At 41.0% G+C, this 16,591-nt stretch carries 18 protein-coding genes; 16 read left to right on the top strand and 2 right to left on the bottom strand.

Annotated features, from left to right (window positions below):
* Window positions 1-2: 2 nt before the first annotated feature.
* The 11 genes from panC to EDD68_RS04100 all read left to right on the top strand — a co-directional run bounded on the left by panC (window position 3) and on the right by EDD68_RS04100 (window position 10,345).
* Window positions 3-875, top strand: a complete 873-nt coding sequence (panC, locus tag EDD68_RS04150; RefSeq protein ID WP_132370984.1) for a pantoate--beta-alanine ligase — start codon at window positions 3-5, stop codon at window positions 873-875.
* A 12-nt stretch (window positions 876-887) separates the two neighbouring features.
* Entirely contained in the window at window positions 888-1,271 is a 384-nt protein-coding gene (gene panD, locus EDD68_RS04145) for an aspartate 1-decarboxylase (RefSeq protein WP_132370983.1), read from the top strand.
* A 246-nt stretch (window positions 1,272-1,517) separates the two neighbouring features.
* Window positions 1,518-4,265 carry an ATP-dependent DNA helicase DinG gene (dinG, locus tag EDD68_RS04140; RefSeq protein WP_132370982.1) on the top strand — a complete coding sequence of 916 codons (2,748 nt, stop codon included), beginning with the start codon at window positions 1,518-1,520 and terminating at the stop codon, window positions 4,263-4,265.
* A 60-nt stretch (window positions 4,266-4,325) separates the two neighbouring features.
* Entirely contained in the window at window positions 4,326-5,117 is a 792-nt protein-coding gene (locus tag EDD68_RS04135; RefSeq protein ID WP_132370981.1) for a ComEC/Rec2 family competence protein, read from the top strand.
* 194 nt (window positions 5,118-5,311) lie between these two features.
* Window positions 5,312-5,479 carry a YpmA family protein gene (locus EDD68_RS04130; RefSeq protein WP_132370980.1) on the top strand — a complete coding sequence of 56 codons (168 nt, stop codon included), beginning with the start codon at window positions 5,312-5,314 and terminating at the stop codon, window positions 5,477-5,479.
* Window positions 5,445-5,969 (top strand): cell wall elongation regulator TseB-like domain-containing protein, encoded by a 525-nt coding sequence (locus tag EDD68_RS04125; protein WP_132370979.1) that lies wholly within the window; start codon window positions 5,445-5,447, stop codon window positions 5,967-5,969. The genes EDD68_RS04130 and EDD68_RS04125 overlap by 35 nt, the downstream gene beginning before the upstream one ends.
* 42 nt (window positions 5,970-6,011) lie before the next feature.
* On the top strand, window positions 6,012-7,196 hold the full coding sequence (locus EDD68_RS04120; RefSeq protein ID WP_132370978.1) for a pyridoxal phosphate-dependent aminotransferase: 1,185 nt from the start codon (window positions 6,012-6,014) through the stop codon (window positions 7,194-7,196).
* Between the two features lie 15 nt (window positions 7,197-7,211).
* Window positions 7,212-8,504, top strand: a complete 1,293-nt coding sequence (gene asnS, locus EDD68_RS04115; protein ID WP_132370977.1) for an asparagine--tRNA ligase — start codon at window positions 7,212-7,214, stop codon at window positions 8,502-8,504.
* 156 nt (window positions 8,505-8,660) lie between these two features.
* Window positions 8,661-9,341, top strand: coding sequence for a DnaD domain-containing protein (locus EDD68_RS04110; RefSeq protein WP_243646746.1), 681 nt, complete (start codon window positions 8,661-8,663; stop codon window positions 9,339-9,341).
* A gap of 12 nt (window positions 9,342-9,353) precedes the next feature.
* On the top strand, window positions 9,354-10,016 hold the full coding sequence (gene nth, locus EDD68_RS04105) for an endonuclease III (protein ID WP_132370976.1): 663 nt from the start codon (window positions 9,354-9,356) through the stop codon (window positions 10,014-10,016).
* Window positions 10,013-10,345, top strand: coding sequence for a YpoC family protein (locus tag EDD68_RS04100; protein ID WP_132370975.1), 333 nt, complete (start codon window positions 10,013-10,015; stop codon window positions 10,343-10,345). Before nth ends, EDD68_RS04100 begins: the two co-directional genes overlap by 4 nt.
* Before the next feature lie 175 nt (window positions 10,346-10,520).
* Here EDD68_RS04100 and EDD68_RS04095 read toward each other — a convergent pair whose 3' ends face one another.
* Both EDD68_RS04095 and recU read right to left on the bottom strand, forming a co-directional pair.
* Window positions 10,521-13,097, bottom strand: a complete 2,577-nt coding sequence (locus EDD68_RS04095; protein WP_132370974.1) for a penicillin-binding protein 1A — start codon at window positions 13,095-13,097, stop codon at window positions 10,521-10,523.
* 16 nt (window positions 13,098-13,113) lie between these two features.
* On the bottom strand, window positions 13,114-13,692 hold the full coding sequence (recU, locus tag EDD68_RS04090; protein WP_279388232.1) for a Holliday junction resolvase RecU: 579 nt from the start codon (window positions 13,690-13,692) through the stop codon (window positions 13,114-13,116).
* A 99-nt stretch (window positions 13,693-13,791) separates the two neighbouring features.
* On the opposite strand from recU, the gene EDD68_RS04085 reads away from it, so the two are divergent.
* The 5 genes from EDD68_RS04085 to EDD68_RS04065 all read left to right on the top strand — a co-directional run bounded on the left by EDD68_RS04085 (window position 13,792) and on the right by EDD68_RS04065 (window position 16,562).
* On the top strand, window positions 13,792-14,742 hold the full coding sequence (locus EDD68_RS04085; protein ID WP_132370972.1) for a DUF2515 family protein: 951 nt from the start codon (window positions 13,792-13,794) through the stop codon (window positions 14,740-14,742).
* Window positions 14,743-15,070: 328 nt separating this feature from the next.
* Window positions 15,071-15,382 (top strand): hypothetical protein, encoded by a 312-nt coding sequence (locus EDD68_RS04080; RefSeq protein WP_132370971.1) that lies wholly within the window; start codon window positions 15,071-15,073, stop codon window positions 15,380-15,382.
* A gap of 10 nt (window positions 15,383-15,392) precedes the next feature.
* Window positions 15,393-15,740: a DUF1798 family protein gene (locus EDD68_RS04075; RefSeq protein WP_132370970.1), complete on the top strand. Its 348-nt coding sequence runs from the start codon at window positions 15,393-15,395 to the stop codon at window positions 15,738-15,740.
* A gap of 75 nt (window positions 15,741-15,815) precedes the next feature.
* Window positions 15,816-16,217, top strand: coding sequence for a cytidine deaminase (cdd, locus tag EDD68_RS04070; protein WP_132370969.1), 402 nt, complete (start codon window positions 15,816-15,818; stop codon window positions 16,215-16,217).
* Between the two features lie 93 nt (window positions 16,218-16,310).
* Window positions 16,311-16,562, top strand: a complete 252-nt coding sequence (locus EDD68_RS04065) for a CotD family spore coat protein (protein ID WP_132370968.1) — start codon at window positions 16,311-16,313, stop codon at window positions 16,560-16,562.
* Window positions 16,563-16,591: the final 29 nt, after the last annotated feature.

Genomic DNA, 16,591 nt, shown 5'->3' with positions numbered 1-16,591 from the left:
CCATGAATGTTTTCCGTAAAGCAGAAGATATGCAGGCCTATTCACTTAAAAAACGAAAAGAAGGAAAATCCATTGGTTTTGTTCCGACCATGGGTTACTTGCATGAAGGGCATATCCACCTGATTCGAAAAGCACGGCAAACAGATGATATCGTAGTACTGAGTATTTTTGTCAATCCGCTTCAGTTTGGGCCCTCTGAAGACTTTGAACGGTATCCAAGAGATGAGAAAAGGGATTTGGAAATGGCTGAACAGGAAAAAGTGGATGCGGTGTTTATTCCCGATACAAAAGAAATGTATCCCGGACCGATGTCCATTCAATTAACGGTTAGAGATCGGACGGACGTGTTATGCGGCAAATCCCGGGAAGGGCATTTTGATGGTGTAGCAACTGTTTTAACAAAGTTATTTCATCTCACCCAGCCCAACCGGGCTTATTTCGGACTGAAAGATGCTCAGCAGGTGGCGGTAGTAGATGCACTGATTCACGACTTAAATTTTCCTATCGAGCTGGTTCCGGTACCGACCGTAAGGGAAGAAGATGGTCTGGCCAAAAGCAGCCGGAATGTTTATTTAAATGGAGAAGAGAGGAAGCAGGCCCCCTATTTGTTTAAGGCCTTAGAACATGGACGTTTCCTTGTCAGAAATGGGGTAAACAACCGTGAGACGATAATAAATGAAGTAAGAAACTTCATAAAAGAGCATACTCATGGTAAAATAGATTACGTTGATTTGCTCACATATCCAGAATTAAAACCTCTGGATGAAATTGATGAGCGTGTGATCCTGGCAGCTGCTGTATATTTTGATAATGCCAGGTTAATCGATAACTTGATTTTTCATCCGGACGGAGAATTAACCTATGATCTAAAATAGGAGGAAAATGATATGTTCCGCACCATGATGAATGCTAAAATCCATCGTGCCCGCGTGACTGAAGCAAATTTAAATTATGTGGGCAGTGTAACGATTGATGAATATATACTGGAACAGGTTGGTATTTTGCCACACGAAAAAGTTCAAATTGTCAATAACAACAATGGAGCAAGACTGGAAACCTATGTTATTCCCGGCGAACGGCATAGCGGTGTAGTATGTTTAAATGGAGCAGCAGCACGCCTCGTTCAAGAAGGAGATATTGTCATTATCATTTCCTATGTTACCCTTTCTGAGGATGAATTAGCCAGTCATCACCCGAAAATAGCAATTATGAATGAAAAAAATGAAATCGATGAACTCATCGAAGCTGAACCGCCTCTTACCGTTAAATAGTTATGTCCGCTTTGTTTTTGCTGAATCAAAAAGATGAACGGTCTGCCCCTTGCTCTTACTTGCAAGGGGTTTATTATTCATGTTAAAAGCCCTATCATGCGAACGGAGACATAACCTGCATCGTGGCATGATCGGCTTTATCCTGTCAGCAGCAAGTGTTTTCCAGATTTATCTCAAATTGTTTTTGCTGCTGTGTCATTGTAGTCAGATTCATTTCCAATGCTGAACTGAAAGCAGGTGAAAAAATTGAATCGATTTGTCGTAGTCGATTTAGAAACCACCGGCCAAAGTCCTGTAAAAGGTGCACAGATTATTGAAGTCGGCATGGTACGGATTCATCGAGATAAAATGATTGATCAATTTTCATCTTACGTGAAACCTGATCACGATATTCCGAATTTTATTACTAGTCTGACTGGTATTACCAATGAACAGGTTAGAGATGCACCGAATTTTGAAGAAATTGCAGAATATATATTGGATTTCATCGATGAGGATGATTATTTTGTCGCCCACCATGTTGAATTTGATCTTGGGTTTTTAAATGATGCATTGAAACAACATGGATTCAGGACTATAGAAAATCGGATTATCGATACTGTTGAGCTGGCAAGGATTTTTGAACCTATGGCGCCGGGATATAAACTGTCGCACCTGGCTGAGCATATGGGGATTGTCCATCAAAACCCCCACAGAGCCTTATCGGATGCCTGTGTTACAGCTGAAATTTTTATACGGTTAATGAAGAAAGTGAAAACATTGCCGGCAGAAACACTGGAACATTTGTACCGAATATCCGGGAAACTGAAAAGTGACCTTTCCTTTATTTTATCCGATTTGACGGACGAAAAGCGCTTTTCCCTGGAGGAACGGAAGGATCTTGAAATCTATCGGGGGCTGGCCATTAAAAAATATACCAGACCGTTAACAACCGAGCGCCATGTTCCATGTACATTTGGAGAACTTCTCGATGATACGTTCAACGAACAGGGGTTGCTAAGCACTCATTTAAACCAGTTCGAAATCCGTGACGGGCAACGCAGGATGAGCGAAATCATCTTTGATGCTTTTATACAACATACCCATGCAATGATTGAGGCGGAAACAGGAACCGGAAAAACACTGGCATACCTTCTTTCTGCCCTGTATTATGCTGTTTACGAAAATACAAGAGTAATCATTAGTACCTACACGACCCAGCTTCAGTCTCAGATTATGGATAAGGAAATCCCTTTGCTGAAAAAGATTTTTCCGATACCTTTCAATGCCGCTTTACTCAAAGGGAAACGACATTATTTGAGCCTGAACAAATTTGAACAGGAATTGCAGAAACCGATTGATGAAGATAACTATGATGTAGTACTCACAAAGGCGATGATACTAGTCTGGCTTACTGAAACAATGACAGGAGATGTTGATGAAATTCAGCTGCCTTCCAGCGGAAAAATATTTTGGAAAAAGGTCAATGCGGAAGCAGACCTTCATATTGATCCGAAATCACCGTGGTTTTCTAAAAATTTTTACCAGCGGGCCAGGGAACAAGCGCAGAAAGCCGATGTGATCATTACCAATCATGCACTGCTGTGTACCGATTTAACAAATGACTATCCGTTTTTGCCACCCTACCGGTATGCCGTCATTGACGAAGCCCACCATCTGGAAACGTCGGCAACCAAACATTTTGGTCTCCAGGTGGATTATGTATCCATTCAATACTTGCTGTCTGAACTGGTTGATCTGGCAGAAAATCATCGCCTGACAGGGACATTGGAAATTCTGGAATACATTCAAATGGGAAAAGAACGTGCTGACGAGCTTTTTAGCTATTTATATCAGTTTGTACTGAATTCCTGTGAGGATCATGTAACATCCAACGATGTGGGGCGTCTTCAATATGTGTTCCAACCGCAACAAATCGATTGCATTCATGATATTCTAGAACTGACCAATCGATTTCTTTCTTCATTGAAACAGATTGAAAAGTGGCTTTTGAAAATAATGGACCAGTCTTTTGATGATGAACAATTGCAGGAAGCGATCGAAAAAAAACGGGATGAGATTTTTTCATTAATGGAACACACAGAAAATTTCATGAAATATGACGGACAGAAACAGGTGAAATGGATTGAAATTGAGGCTACAGGTGCCAAAAACGCCGTATATTTATACAGCGAACCAATTTCAGTCGCTCCGCTGCTGCGGAAACATTTTTTTGATCAAAAGGAAAGTGTCGTTTTAACCAGTGCTACCTTAACAATGAACGACTCATTTACCTTTATGCAGAACCAGTTCGGTCTTTCTGAAGAACAAGTTATGGCCAGGAAAATACCGTCACCTTACCGTTACGACAGACAGGTAAAGCTGATGGTACCGAATGATTTGCCCCATATCAAGTATGATTCTGAGAAGGATTTTGTTGAAGCGGTAAGCCAGTCCATTTATCAACTGGCACAGCTGACACAGGGGAGGATGCTTGTATTATTTACGTCATATCAGATGCTGAAAAAAACGTATTACGCCTTGAAGAACATGATGATGGACCTGGAATTTGTTCTTATCGCACAGGGAATATCAAGCGGAAGCAGGAGCCGACTGCAAAAAAATTTTCAGGCATTCGAACAGGCCATATTATTTGGAACAAGTTCTTTCTGGGAAGGTGTGGATATTCCAGGTGATGATTTAACTTCTCTTGTCATTGTTCGCCTTCCCTTTGATCCCCCTGGTCATCCAGCTTATCAGGCCAGATCTGCTTTTTTAAAAGAAAAGGGGAAAAATCCATTCATGAATCTCGCTTTGCCTCATGCTGTCATACGATTTAAACAGGGATTCGGCAGGTTGATCCGTTCCAGTACGGATAAAGGGGTTGTATTTGTCCTAGATCAACGCATAATTTCCTCAAGATATGGCAAATATTTCATCGATTCCATTCCGGATGTGCCTGTCTTGAAAGGAAGCATCCAGAAACTGTTACAGGAAGTCAAGGATTGGTTATGATATATCATAAGAATCCCGCACACCCTATTTATGTAGAGTAAAGTCAGGGTGTGATCTTATATGAATAAATGGTGCCTATGCCTGATCATTTTGGTGATTTCAGGTTTAATCCCGTTTGAAACAGCTTTGGCAGAGAGTTATACGAAAGAGAATGAGGCTGTTTTTACTTTTTTTTCACTCCCTGATGGGGAGTCGATGCTTATAACCACCAGTGATAAACACATTCTGGTTAATACCGGTTCAAAAAAGAGTGAAAAGGCACTGCAGGAACAGTTAGACGAGTTAAAAATCAAGCACATTGACTCGCTGATCTTAACCACACAGGAATCCGATGTCTGTGCAAATACACAACGTTTGGTGAAACGTTACAATATTAATGAAGTCATCGTTTCTGAATCTTTACGTTCAAACTGCTACCGCCATGGAAATCAACGAATGTTTTCAACGGTAAAATGGAAAAAGGGGAAACATTATGAGCTTAGTCCGGGACTTCTTTTTCGTGTCATGAAGCAAGATGATTCTGAACGCATGTCCTTATATATTACATTCGGAAAAACATCCATCCTTTACATGGCTGAGGGAAATGAAGCGATTGAAAAACAGATTGAAGCACACCCGATTCAAGCTGAAATTATTAAAATCCCCGAATATGCTAGCAAAAATTTTCCCGGGGTTGATTTTCTTCAAAAAATTGACCCCCACATCGCCATCATTTACAGTATTGAAGAGATTCCGTTCAATGAGGCGCTTATTGAACGGCTTAGTGAATCATGGATTGATGTATATGTGCTTAAAAAAGTCGGAACAATCCAGATCAGAAGCGATTTAAATAATTATGAGTTCATGAAATAAGTGCTCACCGGGTTGTGAGCACTTATTTTAAAGATGGGTATGGGTTAGGTGATAAATTTTTAAAATTAGGTTCTTGTACTGAATAAATTATTGTTATAATAATTAAAGTGTGTCACTGTTTTTTCATTCTTAGTTTGTGTTGTAATGACGGATGTATGCCGTGTAAATTTTTCATTGAAAGTGGAGGTTTCATGATGAATGAAAACGTTCAAGTTTTATCCACTGTCCGTGTAAAAAATTCAGAAGATCTTTATAAAATTGTTGACAGTTTAAACCGGACCCTTAAAGAACAAAATTTAATGTTTGGATTAGCATTGGATGATGATGATGAGACAGCAATCTTTACCATTTACCGAACGTAAATTTGTGATCTGGCTGATTGCATTTATTTTTTTCCTTTCTGCCAGTATATTCATTTATTTTTTGGTTATTTCCTTCATGGCAGAGCAGGACAGAGGGGAAACATTTGCTGATTCCGTCAAGTCTGCCCTTGACCGGACAGAGCTGGAGCATGTGGATGAGATCATGAGGTTTAACGGGAAAGTTCCTTATGATGTCATAAAAGGCAAAACGGGTGACGGGGAACACATATTTGTTTTTGTGCCTGTGATGGAAGGGGAAGAAATGAAAGTCATATACGAGGATGATGGATATAGCCGAGAAGAAATCCTTGGAAAATGGCAACAAACATGTCGTGAGTGTGACCTTATACAGCTGACCCCGGGTTATGAAAATGGACAAACGATGTGGGAGTTGATCTATACTGACAACAAGGGTCAATATGTATTTGAGTATTACCATTTTCATTCAGGAAATATGTATGAACAGTTTATTTTAAGACAAACCCAATAACGATATTTCTATTTATTACACAAATAAAGGGGCGTGTATATCATGGAACTGGCAAAACGTGTACAGTCGCTGACTCCATCAAGCACACTGGCCATCACTGCGAAAGCAAAAGCTCTTAAAAACGAGGGGCTGGATGTCATCGGTCTCGGTGCTGGCGAACCGGATTTCAATACTCCAAAATTTATTCTCGATGCTGCTTATAAAGCAATGGAAGAAGGGAAGACGAAATATACTCCTTCCGGCGGTTTACCAGAGTTAAAACAGGCCATAGCTAATAAGTTTGAAAGGGATCAGGGGCTTACATATCATCAAGATGAAATCATCGTTACGACCGGTGCAAAACATGCTCTTTTTACGCTGTTTCAGGTTTTACTAAACCCGGGCGATGAGGTCATTGTTCCTGTTCCGTACTGGGTGAGTTATCCCGAGCAAATTAAGCTGGCAGAAGGTACACCTGTTTTTGTAGAGGCAACTGAAGAAAATGAATTTAAATTAACCAAAGAACAGGTTGAACAGGCGATTACCTCTCGGACGAAAGCGATCATTATCAATTCACCGAGCAATCCGACTGGTGTCATGTATACAAAAGAGGAATTAAAGGCCATTGGTGAAGTGTGTTTACAACATCATGTCCTGATGATCTCGGATGAAATTTACGAAAAGTTAATTTATGGCGATGAAGAGCATACATCCATTGCACAGCTTTCTAATGACTTAAAAGAAAATACCGTGATCATTAACGGGGTATCTAAATCCCATTCTATGACAGGCTGGCGAATCGGGTATGCTGCTGGACCTGAAAAAATCATTAAGGCCATGACGAATCTCGCATCCCATTCCACATCAAACCCGACAAGTATTGCCCAGTATGCAGCACTTGCCGCTTATACTGGTTCAGATGAAGAGATTGAACAGATGAAAGAGGCATTTCAGGAGCGGCTTGAGAAATTATATGAATGGATTATTGATATTCCAGGAATCAGCTGTGTCAAACCTAAAGGTGCCTTTTATTTGTTCCCGAACGCTAAAGAGGCGGCAATCGGCTGTGGGTTCGAATCAGTGGATGACTGGGTCAAAGCGTTGCTTGAAGAGGAGTTAGTCGCACTGGTTCCCGGATCTGGCTTCGGTTCGGCGGATAATGTTCGTTTATCTTATGCCACTTCACTGGATCAGCTAGAAGAAGCAGCAAAACGTATCAAACGATTTGTCAACAAACACTCACGATAATTGGAGGGAAAAACCGTGAAAACAACGATTGATAAGGTACATGAACATGTAGGAGAAGAGGTAACATTAGGCGGCTGGCTTGCCAATAAACGTTCCAGCGGAAAAATAGCTTTTCTTCAACTCCGTGACGGCACAGGATTTATCCAGGGAGTTGTAGTAAAAGCGGAAGTGAATGAAGAAACATTTGAACTTGCAAAGCGCATCACTCAGGAATCATCTTTATATGTCACAGGGACGATTGTGAAGGATGAACGCTCACCGCTGGGCTACGAAATGCATGTCAAGAAACTTGAGCTCATTCATGAAGCTGTGGACTATCCGATTACACCAAAAAATCATGGAACTGAATTTTTGATGGACCATAGGCATCTATGGCTTCGTTCCCGAAAACAGCATGCACTCATGAAGATTCGGAATGAAGTCATTCGGGCTACCTATGAATTTTTCAATGAACAGGGATTCATCAAAGTGGACCCGCCGATTTTAACTGGTGCATCTGCCGAAGGGACAACCGAGCTGTTCCACACCAAATATTTTGACGAGGATGCCTACCTCTCACAAAGCGGTCAGCTCTATATGGAAGCAGCGGCTATGGCATTTGGAAAAGTATTTTCATTTGGTCCGACGTTTCGTGCAGAAAAGTCCAAAACAAGACGGCATTTAATTGAATTCTGGATGATCGAACCTGAAATGGCGTTTATGGACCATGAAGACAGCCTTGAGCTGCAGGAGCAGTACGTCAGCTACATTGTCCAGTCTGTCCTGAAAAATTGTCAGATTGAACTGAAGACGCTGGATCGGGATACGTCTAAACTGGAAAATGTTCAGGCACCTTTCCCGCGGATTACGTATGATGATGCCATTAAACTCCTGCACGAAAAAGGATTTGACGACATCGAGTGGGGAGAAGATTTCGGAGCTCCTCATGAGACCGCAATAGCGGAAAGTTTTGACAAGCCTGTATTTATTACCCACTATCCGGCCAAAATTAAAGCCTTTTATATGAAACCAGATCCGGATCGCCCTGAAGTGGTGCTGTGTGCCGATTTAATAGCACCTGAAGGCTATGGCGAAATTATCGGGGGTTCCCAGCGTATCGATGATTTAGAGCTCATGGAAAAACGGTATGAGGAACATCACCTCCATGGTCCAGCTTATGAATGGTACCTGGAATTAAGAAAGTATGGAAGTGTACCCCATTCAGGATTTGGACTTGGTCTGGAACGTACTGTAGCATGGATTGCAGGCATAGAGCATGTCCGGGAAGCCATTCCGTTCCCTCGTCTCTTAAACCGCCTGTATCCTTAAATGATACATTGCTGAAATGATCCCGGTAAGCGGACAGTCATGATGTCCCTGACCGGGGTTTTATTAATATTAGAGACAAATCAGCTGTACAAAATTTATTTTGTTATCTTTTGTCGGAAACAAAGATGTTATAATGGATGTTGAGGTGAATATCCATTGCAGAACCTATATATGTATGACCGGATTATACAGGATCAGATCAATATTCCAGAACAATTGTTGAGCAAATATTTGGACTTAGGGTTGAACGAAACCGAATTAGTGATTATTTTACATATTTATCGTTTTCATTTGCGGGGAAACGATCTGCCTTCACTTGAGGAACTCAGCCAGTTCATGACACTGGAGGAGCAGGATATTGCCAGATGTTTAAGTCAGTTAAAAAAGAAAGGTTATCTTGATATTATTCGACAAAATCAAGGGAATCTCATTGATGAACGATATACCCTTGAACCTCTTTTCAAAGCGATTTATGCAAACAATGACAAAAAAATTGGGGAAGAAGATCATATAGCAAACCTTTTTATTTTGTTTGAACAAGAATTTGGCAGAATTTTGTCCCCAATCGAAATTGAAACCATTAATCAATGGCTGGACGAGGACGGTTTTCAACCGGCTGTCATTAAAGCAGCTCTAAGAGAGGCCGTATTGATGGGCAAATTGAATTTTCGGTATATTGACCGAATATTAAATGAATGGAAAAAGAAGGGCGTTCAGACCGTCCAGGATGCGAGGAAAGCCAGCAAGGCCTTTCATACAAATTCAAAAGAGAAGACAGGAAAGAAACATAGCAGAGATACATCGGTTTATTATAACTGGCTGGAAGATGATGCATAAGGAGGGAAAAGCATGCTTAACCAAAAACAAATTCGTGACTGCCTGGATCAGATGGGAAAAATGTTTCCGGAAGCAGCATGTGAACTGAAGCATTCCAATCCATTTGAGCTGCTGATCGCAGTTGTCTTATCAGCACAGTCTACCGATGCCCTGGTCAATAAAGTAACAAAAAATTTGTTCAAAAAATATAAACAGCCGGAGGATTACCTGGCTGTGTCTCTTGAAGAATTGCAAAATGATTTGCGTTCCATAGGCCTGTATCGAAATAAATCCAAAAATATTCGTAAATTGTGCGAGATTTTAATTGAAAAGTATAATGGGCAAGTCCCCCAGGAACATTCCGAACTCGTTAAACTTCCAGGAGTGGGCAGGAAAACAGCAAATGTAGTTGTTTCTGTTGCTTTTGGCCAGCCGGCCATCGCTGTGGACACTCATGTGGAAAGGGTATCCAAACGTCTGGGTATCTGCCGCTGGAAAGATTCAGTCCTCGAAGTGGAGAAAACATTAATGAAAAAAGTTCCGAAAGACGAGTGGAGCATTACACATCATCGGATGATCTTTTTTGGCCGGTACCATTGCAAGGCGAAAAATCCAAACTGTGATTCCTGTCCGCTGCTGGATCTATGCAGGGAAGGACAAAAACGGATGCGTAAACAGGAGAAAGCGACCCAATGAATCATGACGTAAAAAAGATTATTGACGAGTGGAAGAAATATGAACATGATTCCAGCGGGAACATTCGTGCCGAAACGATAAACATCTACATCCGAAAGTTTAAACAAGCACTGTGTCTTCTAAATCAACTTCCATTTCCCGAAAATGATTCTTTCGATCCGTTAATTGATCAAATGGACTACAAACCGTTAAACATAAAGGAACGATTATCCTTTATTGAGGGCCGATGCGGACAACGACTATCATATATTCAACTCCGGGAATGTTTCCGTGAGTTAGAAAAGATGGAAGCAAGGGTGAGAGTACTTCATCGAACCAATCCAAAATAGGAAGAAAACAGGCTGATTGACGGGGGCATCAGGATACCCCAAAATATAGCTGACTGTAGATCATAGCAAAACAAGCCTGGGCCATACGCGAAAATGGCTCAGGCTTGTTTTGATTTTGCCTTATGATTTCAGGAGAGGATGGTTAAAAATGATTTGCCGAATATATTTAATTGATTTAATTATGGTTATTTTGGACGTTTTCGTTCGTTGACTGGCCAGATTCCTCATTATCTTCCTGATTCGGTTCATCATCATCGCTTCCGTTATGATCTTCTTCCTGATTGCCGTCCTGACCAGAATCACCGTTATTGTCCTCCTCATTCCCGTCCTCTGCCGGGTTTTCATTCCCTTCATTATGGTCTTGATCACCTGATTGCGAATCGTCTCCATTTATAATATCGTCAATAATCTCTTCAATCGACTCATTATCTGGGACATCGATTTGAACCTGAGAAGGTTCACTGCGGCTATCTGGATTGTCACTGCTGACCACCGTTACTTCAAATGTGTAAGTCTGTCCCGGTTCCACATTGGTAATGAAGATGGACTGTTTTTCAGTTGTTGCAATTACTTTCATCGGTTGTTCGTTCATGGCTGCCTGGATTTCAAAGATATAGTCCTGTTTTTCTTCATCTGAATCATCATTGTACTTCCAGCTTAATTCAATGGCATTTTCTTTCTCGTTGTATTCTGCATTTAGTTCCTTGACCGGGTCTAACTTCCGATACTTCTCTGATACTTCGTCAGGTTCAGTTCCTTTCACAAATAGCTCATATACAATGAGCTCCTGTGGCGTAAATTCTCCGGGCAACTTAGGAGGCCTTGTGCCTTTTTCAATACCCACTTCAACTACGCTATCTGGTTTTGCAAAATCTTTTGTTTCTTTGTCTTTAGAGATTTCGGTCATGATATATTTAAAAAGTATTTCGGCTATTTGTGTGTTTGGTATATTGCGTTCATCCCGATACCCGGTCCAGATGGAAATCGTGTAGTTTGTTGTATATCCACTAAACCAGGAGTCAGGGGTCACGTCATCTCCACGGTTAGTGGTTCCGGTTTTACCTGCAACAGGAAGCCCGTTGATATACGCTTCTGTTCCAGTACCCTGTGTAACGACTGTTTTTAGCATATCTGTGATCATATAGGCTGTTGCATCAGACATAGCGACAACCGGATCTGGTTTAAAGTCAATCGTTTTTCCGTTCTGGAACACCACTTTGCTAACAGCATACGGTTCATTGTAAATGCCCTCGTTTCCAAAGGAGGCATAAGCTCCTGCCATCTCTATCGGTGTGACGTGGATTCGACCGCCGCCGATGGCATCTGCTTCAACAATTCCTTTTTCAGGGATATCAATGCCAAGCTGATTGATAAAGTTTTCGGCATATTCGAGACCAACTTCCTGCAGGGCTTTTAATGCCGGTACATTAATGGAATCCTTTAATGCTTCACGCATGGACATCCAGCCCTGGTGCCGGTCGTTCCAGTTGTGAATAGGGTCGCCATTGGTATACTTATACTCTTCGTCTTTGATTTGGTGATAAGTGGACCATTTCAATTTCTCAATAGCAGGTGCATAATCGATTAATGGTTTCATGGTGGAACCGGGCTGACGTCCGTCTCCATCAGCAGCGAAATTCCAGTCGGCACCGATCCCTTCTTTTCCGTTTCTTCCTCCGCCAATGGCCCGGATCGCACCGGTCTGGGTATCAACTACGGCTATTCCGGTCTGGAATTCATCATCCGGAAATGAAACAGGACTCTCTTCGCTTAGCATGAATTCCACGTATTCCTGGGCCCTGGTATCAAGAGTCGTGTAAATCTCAATCCCGTCCGTATAAATATCCACTTCATCGCCAAGCTTTTCCTTAATTTCGTCTAAAGCAACTTCCAGAAAATCCTCATAGGGTATACTGGTCACATAATCGTCTACGACCAGCTCTTCAACGGTGACTTCTTTTGCTTCTTTCGCCTCTGCTTCACTGATTTTCCCGTGGTGGACCATTAAATCAAGAACAAGATCTTTTCTTTCCTCTGCTTTTTCTGGATTGTCAAAAGGATCATAAACATTCGGCAACTGAGGAATGCCGGCAAGGAGGGCAGCCTCGGGCAGGGTTAACTCATTTAAATCCTTCTTGCCAAAATAAACCTCAGATGCTTTGGCTACCCCATAAATCGAATTTCCATAATAAATTTTGTTTAAATACATGGTTAAAATATCTTCTTTGGAATAGTTCATCTCCAGCTGCATGGCGAGCCAGACTTCCTGGACTTTGCGTTCTAGTTTTTTTTCCCGGGATAAAAAATAATTTTTGACTACCTGCTGGGTAATGGTACTTGCACCCTGGGATCCATATCCGTCTGTGACATTAGCCCATACGGCGGCGCCGATACGCCGGATATCAAATCCTGAATGATCAAAGAAACGGGCATCTTCTGTTGCTATAACCGCATCGATTAAAACATCCGGCAGATCATCGTATTCAATTTTTGTCCGTTTTTGCGTACCTAAATCAGCGATCAAGTTTCCTTCCATATCATAAATTTTTGCAGAGATCGGATCTGATAATTTAGATGCATCCAGTTTTGGAGCATCTGCAATATACGTAATAAAAAGTCCAAGAACCCCCAGACCTGAGATTGTCAATAACGCCAGTAAAGTCAGAAATATCTTCTTTTTATTCCACTTTTGCTTTTTCTTAGCTTTTCTCTGACTTCTCCTCTGTACCCTTGAATGGCCATTATTTGCCATTTTTTATCTCCTCCATTTAAAAATACAGTTTGTTCACAACTGACAAATAATCAACCCTTGCATGAAAACGAAAAGGAACAGGATGTCCGAATCGGTTCACATGATCGTAAGAAAGGGATTTTCTTCCCCCATGAAATTGCCTGTCCCAGGCAGAAAACAAATCATTTGCCGGCAATAAGAACGTTTCTTCTTTTGACGAAAACCTTACCAGCAAGAAGCAGATTCCCCCGTGTTCCTGAACAGCCCTCATATGCTCGATCTGATGCTCATGGATATTGCTGAGGGGCAGGGAAGAGCCTTTTGTTTCTTTAGCTTCAAAGTCGATATATTTTCCTTTATAAATTCCGTTATAGTCTGTTGTTGATGGCTGCTTGAAGTAAGCTTCACGAATGACAGCAGCGCTTCGTTTCGGATAATCTACTGTGACGATCTGTACAGGTGTTGGTTTTTTGTGAATAACAGCCTGATTCGATTCCAGGTAATATTCATTCGTCTGGTTGATATCCTTTTCGAGGGTCATACCGCGATTTCCGTAAGAAGTCGGTTCAGCTGATGGACTGTTAAACGTTTTCTTCATTCCGTTTGGATATTTCAATTTGCTCACCCCATCTGACAGTATCATATCAAATATTAAATCAAAAAGATAAGGAAAAACTAAAAAATATATGAAAGAACCAGATTGGGGGATTCAATCATGAGCAAAGAATTATATAAAAAAATCAGACGCACAACAGATGATCAGAACCGGACCAATATCACGAGAACGAAGGCTTATTTGAATTTTTACCTGCACCACCCCGAAATCAGATGGGCATTTCTTGCAAGTCAGGTATCAAGAAACGCCGGCTGGAACATGACTGATTTAAAATCGGCCACTTACCGAAACTTGCTTTCTGAAAAAATGGCCCGCCATTTATATATGACGTATGAGAGAGCAAATTGGTTCATTTTTTCTGACGCTTTTCCACAATTACTTATATATCATTATTCTGTAAAATATAGAACTCCTGTTTTTGACCTGCTTACGAACTTTCAAGTATCCCGGTTCATGGATGAAGAATGGCGCCGCTTCTATGAAAAGAAGGACCAGAACCGCCTGCTCACAGCCCTGATCATCAATGAACAAAATGTAATCCAAAAACCCGTCATCGAACATCCCCATTACCAGCATGCAGTATTCCGACGTTTGCCCTATTTATTCCAGGATCGCTGCCATCTCAATGGGGTCTTTTTTCCAACTATGCAGGGAGATTTATACGGATTCTTTATCAAAGGATTTACAAAAGTGGACCGGAGAATTGCTACCGGGAAGAAACTTGCGAGCCTTTTATTTCATCCGAATCTTCATGAACAATTTTTCGCATTTGCCACCTCCGTTGAACCTGATGGTCGCAGGAGGGAATATGAACAATTTATGGGTGAAAAAATGATTGAAACAAACCAGCTGGAGAACTTATATTCAGTTATTCCCCATCAAAACCTGGTTCGCAGAGACTGGAGAAATGTACAGAAAGTAAAGGCCAAATGGTGGAAGCCGGAACGGGTAAAAATAAAGAACATAAAAAGGAAATTTTACAGAAAGAGAAAGTTGTTGAGTATCCTTGCTAAAGGGATCCGGGCGATTAAAAAAGTGGATAACCCGTAAAAACTGGTTATCCACCCGAATTCAGGTAGACGGTCGATTTTCTCCTTCTAATTTTTTATTTCCATTTGCATTCCATGGCTTCCAGTCTGGCTTTTCCTTACGAGGCTTTTTTCTGTTCAAATTCTTTTTTGGATCAGTCAAGATCGTCCCTCCTTTCGGTAACGATAGTATTTGTAGTATTGAACAGACAGCTGAAAAAGATGTCCTTTTTCCGTGTATAAAATCGAATGTCATGTTTTATTTTTTCTAGTTTTGTCATGTATAAAGGAATAGGTCTTAATAAAAAAGAATACATGCAATAAGAATATAAAGATGGAGGGATTCTGAGATGAGTACGGCTTTAAAAAATTCATATTTAGTAAATCGGAAGGGAAAGGTGACCAGGTACGAATTTGAAAAGGAAATCTCAAACTTGTATAATCGCCTGCAGGACGTTGAGGACAAATTAACTCAGAAGGCTGATGATGTCGTAATTACTATGGCCTTAAACCACCGTAGAGAGATCGATCAGCTTCAAAAACAATTGAATCAGTTACAAAATGAGCTCAATCGTATTAAAATGGAAAGGGAAATGGATAAATCAAAGGAAAATGTTCAAAAGCCATCCATCTTCAAACGGTTTTTCAGCAAAACAAAATGAGGGTGAAAATATGGATGTATTCGATCTGATTGACCGGCTCGAGACGGATTTGTTAAAAGCGGGCCTTGATCGGTATGAACAAAAGGAACCGGTTGATCGAAAAAACCGCGAATCATTTTTAAAGGTGAAACAGGAGACTGAACCGATCTTTCAGCTGATTCATCTATGGGAAGAGACAGTCGAGAAAGAGATTCACCGGCTTCCGGTGTTTCCCAATCAAATCAAAAATACCAGGGACAATATGGAATTATTATTGATGCACAGTTATTATAAAGATGTAAGAAAAAAACGGTTTATGGAACTGTACCATTCGATTAGATATGTATTTAACCAGATCCAAAAATGCCAGTTAAACTAATAAATACTTTACAGAAATACCATGATCATATATGATAGAATCCCAATTTTTAAAAAGAGAGGTCGGCGTTCAACCATGGACCACGTTCAATTAGTTCAAAAAGCTGTCGAAGCGAGAAATGATGCCTATGTTCCGTATTCTCAATTTGCCGTCGGTGCAGCCATTCTTACCAGTTCCGGAAAGGTTTATCGTGGATGCAATATCGAAAATGCGGCTTATCCTGTCACATGTTGTGCAGAGCGGGTTGCCATTTTTAAAGCGATTTCTGAAGGTGAAACAGACTTTAAGGAACTAGCTGTTGTTGCGGATACAGAGCGCCCGGTCCCTCCATGTGGATCGTGCAGACAGGTCATGAGTGAGTTTTTTAGCAGAGATACTCGGATTCATATCGCTAATCTAAAGGGCGATGTCAGGACAGTTACGATTGAGGAATTATTGCCATTTTCATTTTCTTCTCAGGATTTAATCAAGGAATAGATATCGTAAAAATAGGTTGATGACTTAGTACATGTCTCCTTTCTTTATAATATAGTAGTTAGTGAACCGTCTATTAAGAAAGGAGTTGTTAGGATGCATGCCCATCACAACCCATGTGTACCTCCGTGCAAACAGATTGTGTACCCTACCAAGCATGCAGTAAAAAATAATTATATCCCATACGAAGTAGATCATATTCATCCATCCCATACAACAATAATGAACCACCATGTCGTGCACAATAAACATTATTATCCTCATACCACTTCCGCAGGCAATACATGCTCGAATGTTCATTACAACATGGGTCCTGCCCCACAACCGTATGGGCCAGTGAGAAGATAGGTTGACCAAAATTTTCTAAAGGGCTGAGT

The organism is Melghiribacillus thermohalophilus (assembly GCF_004342905.1).
GTDB lineage: Bacteria > Bacillota > Bacilli > Bacillales > Alkalibacillaceae > Melghiribacillus > Melghiribacillus thermohalophilus.
The sequence above is the reverse complement of the archived record's forward strand: the minus strand, read 5'-3'. Positions and strand labels throughout refer to the sequence as shown.